Source organism: Microbacterium sp. NPDC056569 (assembly GCF_042793475.1).
GTDB lineage: Bacteria > Actinomycetota > Actinomycetes > Actinomycetales > Microbacteriaceae > Microbacterium.
Map to the genome: position 1 here is coordinate 471745 of NZ_JBHTUV010000001.1, position 13060 is coordinate 484804.

General features: G+C 70.4%; 10 protein-coding genes. 3 read left to right on the plus strand and 7 right to left on the minus strand.

Annotated elements, in window-relative coordinates:
- Nucleotides 1–45: 45 nt before the first annotated feature.
- Nucleotides 46–2940: a family 78 glycoside hydrolase catalytic domain gene (locus tag ACFQ7C_RS01920; protein ID WP_378897180.1), complete on the plus strand. Its 2895-nt coding sequence runs from the start codon at nt 46–48 to the stop codon at nt 2938–2940.
- Complete coding sequence (locus ACFQ7C_RS01925) at nt 2937–3362, plus strand: cupin domain-containing protein (protein ID WP_378897182.1); 426 nt, start codon at nt 2937–2939, stop codon at nt 3360–3362. Before ACFQ7C_RS01920 ends, ACFQ7C_RS01925 begins: the two co-directional genes overlap by 4 nt.
- Before the next feature lie 363 nt (nt 3363–3725).
- Here ACFQ7C_RS01925 and ACFQ7C_RS01930 read toward each other — a convergent pair whose 3' ends face one another.
- The 4 genes from ACFQ7C_RS01930 to ACFQ7C_RS01945 all read right to left on the minus strand — a co-directional run bounded on the left by ACFQ7C_RS01930 (nt 3726) and on the right by ACFQ7C_RS01945 (nt 8368).
- Entirely contained in the window at nt 3726–4667 is a 942-nt protein-coding gene (locus ACFQ7C_RS01930; protein ID WP_378897184.1) for an NADP-dependent oxidoreductase, read from the minus strand.
- Nucleotides 4668–4670: 3 nt separating this feature from the next.
- On the minus strand, nt 4671–5708 hold the full coding sequence (locus ACFQ7C_RS01935) for an Ldh family oxidoreductase (protein WP_378897187.1): 1038 nt from the start codon (nt 5706–5708) through the stop codon (nt 4671–4673).
- 64 nt (nt 5709–5772) lie between these two features.
- On the minus strand, nt 5773–7467 hold the full coding sequence (locus tag ACFQ7C_RS01940) for a thiamine pyrophosphate-binding protein (RefSeq protein WP_378897189.1): 1695 nt from the start codon (nt 7465–7467) through the stop codon (nt 5773–5775).
- Nucleotide 7468: 1 nt separating this feature from the next.
- The gene (locus tag ACFQ7C_RS01945) at nt 7469–8368 is read right to left on the minus strand and encodes an amidohydrolase family protein (RefSeq protein WP_378897192.1); all 900 of its coding nucleotides are present in this window, start codon (nt 8366–8368) and stop codon (nt 7469–7471) included.
- A gap of 237 nt (nt 8369–8605) precedes the next feature.
- Here ACFQ7C_RS01945 and ACFQ7C_RS01950 point away from each other — a divergent pair, with 237 nt between their 5' ends.
- Complete coding sequence (locus ACFQ7C_RS01950; RefSeq protein ID WP_378897194.1) at nt 8606–9511, plus strand: siderophore-interacting protein; 906 nt, start codon at nt 8606–8608, stop codon at nt 9509–9511.
- 91 nt (nt 9512–9602) lie between these two features.
- Here the strand turns inward: ACFQ7C_RS01950 and ACFQ7C_RS01955 are convergent, their stop codons facing one another.
- The 3 genes from ACFQ7C_RS01955 to ACFQ7C_RS01965 form a co-directional block, all read right to left on the minus strand.
- Entirely contained in the window at nt 9603–11123 is a 1521-nt protein-coding gene (locus tag ACFQ7C_RS01955; RefSeq protein WP_378897393.1) for a DHA2 family efflux MFS transporter permease subunit, read from the minus strand.
- Nucleotides 11124–11194: 71 nt separating this feature from the next.
- On the minus strand, nt 11195–11794 hold the full coding sequence (locus ACFQ7C_RS01960; protein ID WP_378897196.1) for a PadR family transcriptional regulator: 600 nt from the start codon (nt 11792–11794) through the stop codon (nt 11195–11197).
- 654 nt (nt 11795–12448) lie between these two features.
- Nucleotides 12449–13051, minus strand: a complete 603-nt coding sequence (locus ACFQ7C_RS01965) for a flavin reductase family protein (RefSeq protein WP_378897201.1) — start codon at nt 13049–13051, stop codon at nt 12449–12451.
- Nucleotides 13052–13060 lie beyond the last annotated feature (9 nt).

Genomic DNA, 13060 nt, shown 5'->3' on the forward strand with positions numbered 1-13060 from the left:
GTAAGCGTGCACCCCGCGAAGCGAGGCCCGACCTAGCGTGAGATCGTGCCCTCCCGTGTCGCCACCCTCACCGCCGAACTGCGCGTCGATTCCGCGGCGGTCGCCTCGTCGACGCCGCGCCTGACATGGACGGTCTCGTCCGACGAACCCGGCTGGCGCCAGGAGTGGGCAGAACTGCGCCGAGGCACCGAGGTGGTGCGACGCGAGGGGCGCGACAGCGTGCTCGTGGACTGGCCGTTCGCTCCGCTCGTGGCCGGCGAGCGCGCCGAGGTGCAGGTGCGCGCCGGATCCACTGACGGAGGCGAGACCCCGTGGAGCGCCCCGCTGTCGCTCTGGGCGGCGTTCGCCCACGAGTGGGTCGCGAAGCCGATCGCCCTCCCCGACCCCGAGGCGGCAGCGCAGCCGGCGCTGCTTCGCACGTCGTTCGTCGTCGATCGGCCGGTGCGCACAGCCACGCTGCACTGGACGGCGCTCGGCGTGGTCGACGCTTCCCTCAACGGCTCGCTCGTCGACGACCTCGTTCTGACGCCGGGCTGGACGAGCTACCACGAGCGCCTCGTCTACGAGACCGCCCACGTGACGGCGCTGCTTCGCGCGGGCGAGAACGCGCTCGGCCTCTCGCTCGCCGGCGGCTGGTACACCGAGGAGTACCACGTGCTCACGGCTCCGAAGCGGTTCTACGGCGACCAGCCCCGCGCCCTCGCCCAGCTGCGCATCGAGTTCGAAGACGGCTCGGTCCGCACGGTCGCGACGGGCGACGGCTGGCGGGCGTCCGGCGACGGCCCGATCGTGGCGAGCGGCATCTACGCCGGCGAGCAGGTCGACGCACGTCACGGCGTCCCCGGGTGGAACGCCCCCGGCTTCGACGACGCGGCATGGGTCGCAGCATCCGTCATAGATGAACCGCTGCCCGCCCTCGAGCCGCGCATGGCGCCGCCCGTGCGCGAGATCGAACGGATGCTGCCGGTCGCGGTCTCGCGCACCGGATCGGGGCGCGTCCTGCTCGACTTCGGGCAGAACGTCGTCGGACGCCTGCGGCTGCGCGTGCGCGGCCCCCGCGGCACCGTCGTCACCGTGCGTCACGCCGAGGTGCTCGAGGGCGCGTTCGACGAGGGGGCGGAGCTCGCCCTCCGTCCCCTCCGCCGGGCCTCCGCGACGGACGCCTTCACCCTCGCCGGTACCGCCCGAGCCGAACCTCCCCACCCGTTCGTTGAGCGAGCGAGGAACGATGCAGGCGAAACGCCCCGGACCAACGACGAACCCGAGGTGTTCGAGCCGCGGTTCACGTTCCACGGGTTCCGGTACGTCGACATCGACGGGTGGCCCGGCGAGTTCGACGCGGCCGACGTCGAGGCCGTGGTACTCGGCAGCGACCTGCGACGCACCGGCTGGTTCGAGGCATCCGATCCGCTGCTGAATCGGTTCCACGAGAACGTCGTGTGGACGCTGCGCGGCAACTATCTCGCGGTGCCGCAGGATTGCCCGCAGCGCGACGAGCGCCTCGGCTGGACCGGCGACACGCAGCTCTTCGTGCCGACCGCGGAGTTCCTCTTCGACTGCCACGCCTTCCTGCGCTCCTGGCTGCGCGACCTCGCGCTCGAGCAGCGCAGGCTGGGCGGCCTCGTGCCGTTGTTCGCCCCCGACGTGCTGCCCGGGTTCAGCGACCGTGGGCCCGTCGCGGCGTGGGGCGACGCGATCGCGATCGTGCCGCAAGTGCTCGCCGAGAGCTCGGGCGACGCCTCGCTGCTCGCAGAGTTCTACCCGGGCATGCGCGACTGGATCGACCTCGTGCTCGCGCAGCGCGACGCCGAAGCGCTCTGGACCAGCGGCCGTCAGCTCGCGGACTGGCTCGACCCGAACGCGCCGCCCAACGCCCCCGCGCGCGGGCGCACCGACACCGACATCGTCGCGACCGCGTACCTCGTGCGCACCGCGCGGCTCACCGCGGGCATCGCACGGCGACTGGGCCACCACGTCGAGGCTGACCGCCTCGAGGCGGAGGCCGAGACGTCGCGCCGCGCCTACCTCGACGCGTTCGTGACCCCGACCGGGCGCATGATGTGCGACACCCAGACCGCCTACGCGCTGACGATCGCATTCGACCTGGTCGACGATCCGCGGCTGCGGCAGCGCGTGGGCGATCGTCTCGCGTTCGTCGTCCGCCGCGACGGCTACCGCATCGCGACAGGCCTCGTGGGTACGGCGATCATCGCGCAAGCCCTCACCGCGACGGGCCACCTCGATGCGGCCGAGCGACTGCTCTTCCAGACCGAGTCGCCCTCGTGGCTGTACCCGGTGACCGTGGGCGCGACGACGGTGTGGGAGCGCTGGGACGGCCTGCGCCCGGACGGCTCGCTCAACCCCGGCGCCATGATCTCGTTCAACCACGTCGCGCTCGGCTCGGTCGCGGCGTGGCTGCACGCCGAGATCGCCGGACTCTCGGCCGCCGAGCCGGGCTATCGCGTCGTCCGCATCGCGCCGAAGCCCCTCGCGCGCCTGAGCCACGCCCGGGCACGGCACGACACCCCGTACGGTCCCGCCGAGTCGGGGTGGGAGCGCGTCGACGGCGGCCTCCGGGTGCGCGCCGAAGTCCCCGCCAACGCGACAGGGGTCGTCGAGCTGCCTGACGGCCGCCGCTTCGAGGTCGACGCGGGTCTCCACGAATGGGCGGTGACCGAGACGGATGCTGCGCCCCCGCGCCCGCCCGTGACTCTCGAGTCCTCGATGGCCGAGCTCGCCGACGACCCCGCCGCACACCGCGCATTCTTCGGCGCCCTGACAGCGCGGCCGAACCGCTTTCTGGCCGGTGCGGTGAGCTCGAACGCGCTGTACACGCCGGGGCGCAGCATCCGTGACGCCCTCGTCTTCGCCGACGACGCGACCCTCGCGGCCGCCGCCGATGCCCTCGCCACCGCCCACGACGTGAAAGGCACACCATGACGACGATCCGGATCTTCGACGAGATCGAGGTGCTCGACCGCGGCGGCGCCGTGAGGACGTGGCCCCTCATCACGAAGGACACCGCCGGCGGCACGAACGAGGTGACCACGGGCATCAGCGTGTATCCGGTCGGTGCGGGCGCACCCCTGCACTCCCACAACTGCGGTGAGCAGGTGCTGATCCTCGAGGGTGAGGGCTTCGTCGAGGTGCACGACCACGAAGAGGGGCTGATCCATCGCGATCTCGTCAAGGACGACACCGCCTACGTGCCCGCCGACACGTTCCACCGCTATCAGAACACCGGGGACGTGCCGATGCGCATCCTCTGGATCTATCCGGGCGCGTATGTGACGCGCACGTTCGCCGACACCGGCAAGACGGTCGAGCACCTCACGCCAGAAGACGCGATGGGCGGGCGCTGACCTTCCTTTCCCACCTGTCGCACGACGCGATGACGCCGGCGCCGTCTGCTGGGGAGACGACGGCGCCGGCGTCCGGGGCGACGCCCGGGATCGCCACGACCCGCGGAGGCGTCCGAAGGCCCGAGCTGGGGGACTCAGGTCTGACGACGGATGAAGCGCATCAGCCAGGCGATCACCGCGATGACGATGATGATGAGGCCGATCCACAGCAGGAACTTCGCTGCCTCGATGAAACGCCGAGCAGCAGCAGGACGATTCCGACGATGAGCAGGATGACTGCGAGTCCAGTCATGGAAACCACGGTGGGCGGATGCCGCCCCGCAGGCCAACCTCTTGACAACGCACCCGGAACGTAGGCGGCGCCTACGTCGTCAGCACGACCTTGCCGCCGGGGTGGCCCGTCGCGACGAGCCGCAGCGCGTCGGGCGCCTCGTCGAGCGGGAACGTCCGCGCGATGGGCAGGACGAGTTCGCCGGACGCTGCGAGATCGAGGATGCGACGTCGCGCGGGCATGCGGAACGCGATGCTCGCCGGCGCTGCGCCCGCGCAGATCCCGACGCCGGTCTCGCGCGCCTTCGGCCCGGGGGCGAGCGTCGCGATGCGGGAGGGGTCGGCGACGAGCTCGAGCGAGACGGTGAGCGCCTCGTCGGTGCCGGCGGCATCGATCGCCGCGTCGATCCCGCTCGGAGCGAGTGCGCGCACGCGGTCGGCGAGTCCCTCGCCGTAGGTCGTCGCCTGCGCCCCGAACGACGTGATCTTCGCCAGGCTCGCCTCGGAGCCCGTGCCGACGACCCGGATGCCGTCCCGCAGCGCGAGCTGCGTCACCAGCACCCCGACAGACCCGGATGCCCCGTGCACGACGAGCGTCTCGCCGCGCTCCGCACCCGAGAGGGCCAGCAGCTCGGCCGCGACCACGCCGACGTGGAGGAGGCCGGCGGCGGTCACGTCGTCGACCTCGTCGGGCAGGGCGAACACCTCGGATGCTGCGACCACCACCTCGCTCGCGAGGGCCCCGGCGATCTTGAACGCGACGACCCGGTCGCCCACGGCCACCGGTCCGGTCGCGATCTCGGTACGGGGCGCGACCGCGGTGACGACGCCGGCGGCTTCCTGCCCGACGCCCAGCGGCAGCAGCGACGGGTCGGCGTTCCAGCCACCCGACAGGCCCTTGTGATCTGAGGGGTTGAGTCCGGCGGCCGTCACGCGGATGGCGACCTCACCGGCCTCGGGCGTGCGCGGCGCGAACTCCTCGAGCTCGAGGGCGTCGATCCCGCCGTACTCCGGCAGCACCCACCGGCGCGCCATGGCTCAGGCCGCCTCGGGAACAGCGACGCCGAGGCCGGCCGCCGTCTCGACGAGCTCTGCCCACAGCTTGTCGCCGACCGGGATGCCGGCTGCCGACCGCTTCTGGAGGGTTCCGGCGCTGCGCTCCCCGGGCACGAGGATCTGCTCGACACCCTCGGCCTTCGGCAGGTCGTGGATGGTGTCGATGGTGGCGTCGACGTTCGCGGCGAAGTCCTCGGCGGAGCCGAACGCGGCCGGGTCGAGCACGATGAGCGTCGCGTTCTGACGGTGCTTCTTCTCGCCGGCGTGGTACTTCGTCAGGATCGGCGCCGTGACCAGCACCGAGGTGAGCAGCTCGAACATGAGCGAGAGTCCAGAGCCCTTCGGGCCGCCGAGCGGCGTCGGGATCTTCGCGAGCTCCGGGTCGGTCGTCGGTGTGCCGTCGGCGGTCGTCGCCGACCCCTCGGGGAGCGCCCTGCCCTCGCGCTTGTACTGCGCGATCTTGCCGAGCGCGATGAGCGAGCTCGCCATGTCGAGGAGCACGGTGGGCTTGTCGCCGGTGCCGGGCACCGCGATCGCCAGCGGACTGGTCGCCACCGAGGCGCCGACGGCGCCCTCGTACGACATCATCGGCGAGCCGGCCGCGATGCCGATGCCGACGAGGCCCGCGTCGGCGATCCGGCTGACGTAGTAGCCGATCGCGCCGGTGTGCACGGTGTTGCGCACCGAGACGATGGCGACCCCCTGGGTGCGCGCCTTCTCGATCGCGAGGTCGGCGGCCTGCGTGAGGGCCACCGGGCCGGGTGCGAAGTCGGCGTCGACCACGGCGACGCCGGGAGCGGAGTCGTCGATGACGATGGCAGGTCGCGGGTTCGCGACGCCCGAGCCGAACATCTCGACGTAGCGGGGAACGCGCGAGATGCCGTGGGAGTCGACGCCGCGCAGGCTCGCCCACACGAACGACGGTGCGGCCGCGGCGGCGTCCTCGGCGCTCACGCCGGCGGCCTCGAAGATGTCGCGGATGAATCCCTCGAGGGCGTCCGCGGGAACGGTGACGGGCATGGTGCTGCCTTTCAGGTGGGTGGTGCGCAGCGGGCCGGCCGCTGACTGCCGACCCGCTCCGGGCTCATCGGGTGACCGCGACGTTGAGGACGGCGGTCGTTCCGCTCTTCACCGCGGCGACTGCCTCGGCGAGGATGCGGTTCAGTCCGGCGGGGTCGTCGACCTCGGCGGCGAACATGTCGAACGGGGCGGCGAACGCGCTCAGTTCGGGCTGGCTGGACAGGTCCACACCCAGGTGGTTGTTCGTCTGCACAGCGGCGCCCTGCGGGTAGAACCGCAGGTGGTTCATCTTCATCGACAGGTACTTCTTGTTGTTGAAGATCACGATCAGCACCGGCAGGCCGAAGTCCTTGGAGGCGAGGAGCGACTGCACGATGGGGTTGTACAGGTACGCTCCGTCACCGACGGTGAAGAGCACGAAGCCGTCCTCGACGGCGAGCTTCACACCGAGCGCGACCGCGATCCCCTGGCCGAGCCCGCCCTGGACGTAGAAGAACGAGTCGGGGCGTTCCCAGCCGATGTGGCGCTGCACGACGCGGCCGTGGGTGATGGTCTCGTCGACCACCGTGGCCTGCTCGGCGGCGACGACCTCACGCAGCTTCACGGCGAGCGCGACCGGGTCGATCCCCTCCGCGGTGAGCGCCTTCGCCTCAGTGGCCGCGGTCTGTGCCGCCCAGGCATCGTGAGCCTCGCGGAACGACGCGGCTCGCGCTGCGAAGTCGCCGCCCCGCGCGAGCGTCGCCTCACGCAGCTGACCCAGCGTCTCGGGAAGCGCGCCCTCGAGGTAGTGGTCTGCGTTGAGCACCTGGTACACGATGTGCGGGCGCTGCGGCACCTCGTCGATGACGACGGTGGTGGCCTTCAGCGGCTTGCGGCTCGGCGGGTAGTAGGGCGCCCGGCAATTGACGAGGAGGATCAGGTCGGCCTCGTCGATGTGCGGCTCGAGCTCGCCGCCCAGGTGCACCGGCGACGACTTCGGCAGGTTGGCGCACACCGCCGAGGTCGGCTCGATGACACCGATCCCGAGATCCTCGGCGAGCGCCTTCAGCGCCTCGAAGCCTCCGGGCTCGCGCCCCGCCGTCTCGGTGATGATGACGGGCCGCTTCGCCGACGCCAGGAGGTCGGCGACGGCGTCGACGTCTTCCGGCGCCGAGATGCGACGCCCGCGTTCGACGACCTTCTTGCGCACCGGCTCCTCGGCCGGCTCGAGAAGGACCTCCAGCGGGAGGTTCAGGTACACCGGGCCGGTCGGCTGACGCCCGGCGAGCTCGCCGGAGCGCTTGACCAGTTCGTACAGGGTCGACACGGATGGCGCTTGCTGCGACCACTTGGTCCAGGGTTCGGCGACGGGGTGAGTACCGCCGACGATCGAGAGGTTGCGGTACCACTGGCCGCCCGGGTCCTGCCCCGGCCCGTCGCCATAGGTGGTGGACTCCGAAGAGGTGACCACCATCCCGACGCCGGCGAGCAGTGCGCCGTGCACGGCCATGGACCCCTGCAGCAGTCCCGGGGTCGCGTGCAGCAGCACCGCCTGGACGCGCCGGGTGACGAGACCGTAGCCGGTGGCCATGCCCACGGCCACGGTCTCGTGCATCAGGTCGAGGTACCTGGGGGTCGGAACGCCCTCCGCCTGGCGGCGGGCGAGCGCCTCCCAGGCGGGGGCCCATTCCGAGCCCGGCGAGGAGAAGATGACATCGACGCCCAGATCGTCGAAAGCCTCGATGAGCAGCTCGCCGCCGTCATACTTCTTCGCAGTCACGTCAGACAGTCTCCGCCTTCGCGCCGGATCCGACGCCCGCCGTCTCGGGGATGTCCCAATCGAGCACTGTGCAGATGCCCTTGCCCATGATCCAGTCGAGCTCCTCGGGCGAGAACGTGTAGTACTTCGTGAACTGCTCGATCGTGTCGGTCCAGGTGAGGCCGTGGCCGAGCAGGCGGGTGATGTCGGTGCCGAAGTGGGCGCGCTCCGGGCCCATCTTGTCGACGACCTCGCGCACGTACTTCTCGATGTTGTAGTTCGGGAAGGGCTGCGTCGAGTAGCCGGGAAGGGCCGACACCTTGACCGAGATGTTCGGGTAGACGTGCAGGTCGGCGGTCTCCTGCACCCAGTAGCCGATGGCGTCGTCGACGCAGCGGGCCATGATGCCCATGTGGTCGATGATGATCTTCAGGTTGGGGTGCTTCTCCGCGATCTGGCCCAGCTCGCGCTTCCAGATCGGCGCGTGGACCATGGTCGGGATGCCGAGCTTCTCGGCGATCGGCCAGTACCAGTCGTTGGTGCCGTCGATCATCCAGTTGCGGTCCTGCGGGCGGTGGAAGGTCAGGCGCGTGCCGAGGATGTAGGGGTTGTCCTTGAACTCGTGCAGCAGCCGCTCCCCCTCTTCGGGGTCGTTCTGCGGGATGCGGGCCATGATGCCGAAGCGGCCGTCGTACTGCTCGGCGGCCTCGAGGGCGTAGTCGATGCGATCGCCCTCCCATGACGGCGGCAGGATGAGGGCGCGGTTGACGCCGGCCTCATCCATGAGCGAGACGGCCTCCTCGGCGAGGAATGCCTCCTCGCGGTGGCCGTTGAGACGGATGCGCTCGCGAGCGCCCGGGACCCAGGGACGGTCCGGCGTCTCTTCCTTCCAGAGGTGGATCTGCGAATCGACGATGAACAACGGTCTTCCTCACGTTCGTGTGCTGCGTGCCGGTCTGCCGTGTCGGCGATGACGCGGTCACCGGCTGGGCCACTCGGCTCCAGTGCAAGCGAACGTATCCCGGGCGCTGAGGCGTAGCCAGGGTCGGGGACGCACGTTTAGGTTGCCGGATCGTGCACGCTTTCCAGGGCCTGCCAAGACGCGGCGTGGTTGGGTGGAATGGGCGGGCTCGTGCTCGTTCACGTGAGGAGTACAGACATGACGGATGCTGCAACCACGGCGCCCGGGCGGGGCTCACGGGCCGTGCGACCCGGCGCCGACCCCGGCTCGCCCTTCTACCGCGCGGGCGGCCGCAACCGTTTCACAGCCCGCCGGGCGCGGGTCGTCTCGGTCGAGCAGGTCGCACCGGTGCTGCTGCGCGTCCGCGTCACCGGCCCCGACTTCGCCGACTTCTCCAGCGGCGGCCCGGCCGACCACGTGCGGGTGTTCTTTCCCGATCCTGAGACCGGCGAGCTGGTCGCACCGACCGCCGTCGGGCCAGGCGAAGACGGGATCGTACGACCGGATGCACCCACCCACGCCCGCGACTTCACGCCGCTCCGCGTGACGACGGTGGGAGGCGAGGTCGCCCTCGACCTGGACTTCTACCTCCACCCGTCCCCCGGTCCTGCTTCCCGCTGGGCGAGCGAAGCGCGCATCGGCGACGAGCTCGTGATCGTCGGTCCGCGCGGCTCGAAGGCGGCCCCGCAGGGCGCCGCACGACTCGTGCTCGTCGCGGACGAGACAGCGCTCCCCTCCGCCACCCGCTGGGCGGCCGAGGTCCCCGCGAGCACGGCCATCGAGCTCATCGCCCTCAGTGCCGACGACGGCGCATGGGTCGCGGACTACGTGACGCAGACCTCCGGCCGCACCGACGTCACGGTGCACCACCTCGACAGCGCGGGCGACCCCGACACCGTCGTGGCGGCGCTCGACGCCGCGGGAGTGGATGCCGCGACCTTCGTCTTCGCCGCGGGCGAGGCATCCGTCCTCATCCCCCTCCGCCGCCACCTGCGCCGCACGCTCGCGCTGGCGCCCGAGCAGGTAGCCCTCTCGGGCTACTGGAAGCGCGGTACGGCCGCCTTCGACCACCACGCCCCGATCGACCCGTCAGACCCGGACTGACGGTGTGCGGAAATCCGCCCTTTCGCGCTCCCCGGCCACAGGAATCGCGAAAGGTGTGGATTTCCGCACGGCGCGAACGCGGGTCGCGCGGTCAGTCGACGACGTCGGTGGCGTGGGCCGCCTGCCACTCGGCCGTGGCGTTCGCCTTGGGGCGGCGCAGGAACAGCACCGCGACGACGCCGATCAGCATGACCGCAGCTGACAGCAGCACCGACTGCGCCATGGCCGTCGCGAAGGGCTCGGCGACGACGTCGGGCAGTGCGCCCGAGCCGAAGCTGCCGCCCGCGCCTTCGGCGGCACCGGGGATGTTCGCCTCGATGCGGCTCTGCATGAACACGGCGATCGCGGCCGAGCCCAGCACCGAGCCGATCGTGCGCGTCGTGTTGTAGATGCCCGCGCCTGCTCCGGCCTGTCGCGGGGCGAGGTTGCGGGTCGCGGTGGTCGCGAGCGGGCCCCACATGCCGGCGTTGCCGACACCCATGATGAACGACGGGATGAGGAACACCCAGATCGGGGTGTCGAGGTTCATCAGCACCGCGTAGAGCACCAGCGAGCCGGCGACCAGGAGCAGCCCCGGCACGAGCAGCACGCGCGGGTCGGTGCGGTCGAGCCACCGGCCCGCCAGCGGCGACAGCACGCCGGCTGCGACCGCCATCGGGATGAGCAGCAGCGCCGACTCGGTCGGCGTCAGTCCGCGAGCGAGCTGCAGGAAGAACATCAGCGGCAGCGACATGCTCGTGACGGTGAAGCCGACCGTCGCGATGCCGATGTTCGCCACCGAGAAGTTGCGGTCGCGGAACAGCTCGAGCGGCACGAGCGGCTCGCTCCGGGTCTTCGCCTGCTGCCAGATGAAGAGCCCCATGACGATGACACCGGCGATGATCAGGCCCCACACCGTGATCGGCCCCCAGATGACCCCCCAGTCGTACGTCTCGCCCTCCTGCAGCCCGAAGACGATGAGGAACAGCCCGACAGCGCTCAGGAACACGCCGACGAGATCGAACTTGTGGGGGTGCGTCTCGAGCTTGGGCACCAGGATCCACGCGAGCACGAAGCCCACGATGCCGACCGGGATGTTGACGAAGAAGATCCACTCCCAGCCCAGGCCGTCGACGAGCAGGCCGCCCGCGAGCGGGCCGACGAGCATCGCGACGCCCGAGGTCGCGCCCCACAGTCCCATCGCGGCACCGCGCTGGTTCGGCGGGAAGGTGCGCGTGATGATCGCCATGGTCTGCGGCGTCATGAGCGCGGCGCCCAGGCCCTGCACCGCGCGGAACGCGATCAGCGCGCCGAGCGTCGGCGACAGGCCGCAGCCGAGCGACGCGAGCGTGAAGATCGCGAGACCGCCGAGGTACATGTACTTCGGCCCGAAGCGGTCGCCGAGTCGCCCGGTGATCAGCAGCGGCACGGCGTACGCGAGCAGGTAGGCCGAGGTGACCCACACGACGTTGTCGAGGTTGTTGGTGTCGGGGTCGAGCGCGGCCTTGATGGCGGGGTTCGCCACCGAGACGATCGTCGTGTCGACGAGGATCATGAAGAAGCCGATGACCAGCGCCCAGAGGGCGGGCCAGGGGCTGCGGGGCTTGTGCCCGACGGCGTAGGCACCGGTGATCGGGCCGGCGACCCGGGCGGTGGCGGATGCCGCACCCGCCGTCTGGCGGGACTCCGGCGTTTCGGGGGTGGTCACTGTCGTGCCGCCTTCCTCTGGGCGAGATAGCGTTCCGAGGGCGTCGGGGCGGGACCCCAGGCGAAGTCGGGATCCTCGATGCGCGGGAGCATCGTGTCCATCCACGTGAGCTCCGCATGCAGGAGAGCGAGCTCGCGGTCGATCTCTATGAGGTACTGCTCCGGCACCCCCTTCTCCAGGGCGTGGCGGTGGCCGTCCTCGAGCGACCCGAGCGCCGCGGCGAGAGCGGCCCGACGGGTGCGGAGCAGCTCGATCGCCTCGTCACGATCCAGCCCGTGCATTTCGGCGAGCGCGACCCGGAACTCGGCCGGCCGGTCCACGCGCGGCAGCTCGCGCCGCACCCATTCGAGCACCGCGGTAGCCCCGGCATCCGTCTGCGTGTAGGTCGTGCGCTCGGGACGATTGCCGTCGCGGTCAACGCCGACCTCGGCGATCAGGCCCGCCCGTTCGAGCCGGCCGACCGTGTGGTAGACCGTGCCGTTCGTGATCGCGACGAGGCGATCGTCCCGCCGGAAGCGCATCAGCCGGATCATCTCGTACGGGTGCATGTCGCCCTCGCTCAGCAGTGCGAGCACGACGATTGAAAGCGGAGTCATCCGCGCCATATGGTCCATCGTGATGACTCCACTTCGTATAGTCCAATCGAACTATATCTCACCGCCACGACGAGATCGATGGGGTGCCGGCGATCCCGATGACCGCATCGCAAACTCTGGTCAACCCGAGTTCGGCAGGGGAAGTGTCGTCTGCATCCCGCGCGCTCGCGCGCTGACAGGCTCGTCGCGCACCTTCTGGACGCCCACGAAATCGACATGGCGACGCTCGGTGCGACCAGCGGGATCGATCGCTTCGCGCCGAAGGGCGGACCTCCGCTCGAGCGCGACAGGCCGCGGTGCTGGCGGGCGGCCCCGTCAACGCCTGAAACGTCCGTCACGTGTGGGCAAACCGTGGTCAGAAAACCCATGTTCACCAGGGATTTTCATGGCAGTGACGGTGGGATTTGAACCCGATGAGGTTCGATCCCTCTCGCCCCGTCTCAGTCGAAACGTGCGGAATTCCGCGGTTCCAGACCTACCCGACTCGTCCACTGCTCGTGCCGATTCGCGCTCGATCCTGTTCGACTGTGGGCACGCCGTGGGCACCGCCGATGTCGCGAGACCGCAGCCGTCCGTGTGATGCCCAATGGAAGGCATGGCATAAGCGAGACACTGTCCGCGACTCTGCCCTCGGAAACGGGCCCTCCGTCCATCTCAGCCGCCAGGAACCGGCGGAAGCTCCGTGACACGTCCCAGGGTGGTGTACCGCGGTCCGGCCAGTCGGCCGAGCGGCCGAAGCAACTCCGTGTCGATCCGGCCATCCGACATCACAGCGTCGTCGATGTGCCACGCGGCGACACGACCGACGATGAACTCGCCGCCGGTCTCGCTGAAGCGGATGGTGCGGTCGTAGACGCATTCCATACTGATCGGTGCGGCCTTCAGCCGCGGCACGCGGACGATCGTCGAGGGCTCGACATCCATTCCCAGCATCTCGACCTCGGACTGATCGGCCGCCACCCATTCCGAGCTCGCGTGAAGCGACGTGAGCATCGGCTCGTTCGCGATGTTGACGACGTATTCGCCGTCCTCCTGGATGTTGCGCGCGGTGTCTTTGAGACCTGTCGCTCGAAGGTTCACGGTGAATCCGAGCATCGCCGGGTGCTGGCTGACCCAGGCGAACGAGCTGAAGGGTGCGAGATTCGTCGGCTTGGGCGATATGCCGCTGGTCACCCACGCGATCGGACGGGGAACGACGGATCCCACGAGCAGGCGGTAGGTCTCGGCGGGGTTGAGTGTGGATGCGTCGACGTACATGTCGGTCTC

What these genes read in the sequence shown, in the direction of transcription:
- ACFQ7C_RS01925 (WP_378897182.1), top strand. Translation starts at nt 2,937, where the DNA reads ATGACGACGATCCGGATCTTCGACGAGATCGAGGTGCTCGACCGCGGC.
- ACFQ7C_RS01930 (WP_378897184.1), bottom strand. Translation starts at nt 4,667, where the DNA reads ATGGCGCGCCGGTGGGTGCTGCCGGAGTACGGCGGGATCGACGCCCTC.
- ACFQ7C_RS01935 (WP_378897187.1), bottom strand. Translation starts at nt 5,708, where the DNA reads ATGCCCGTCACCGTTCCCGCGGACGCCCTCGAGGGATTCATCCGCGAC.
- ACFQ7C_RS01950 (WP_378897194.1), top strand. Translation starts at nt 8,606, where the DNA reads ATGACGGATGCTGCAACCACGGCGCCCGGGCGGGGCTCACGGGCCGTG.
- ACFQ7C_RS01960 (WP_378897196.1), bottom strand. Translation starts at nt 11,794, where the DNA reads ATGACTCCGCTTTCAATCGTCGTGCTCGCACTGCTGAGCGAGGGCGAC.
- ACFQ7C_RS01965 (WP_378897201.1), bottom strand. Translation starts at nt 13,051, where the DNA reads ATGTACGTCGACGCATCCACACTCAACCCCGCCGAGACCTACCGCCTG.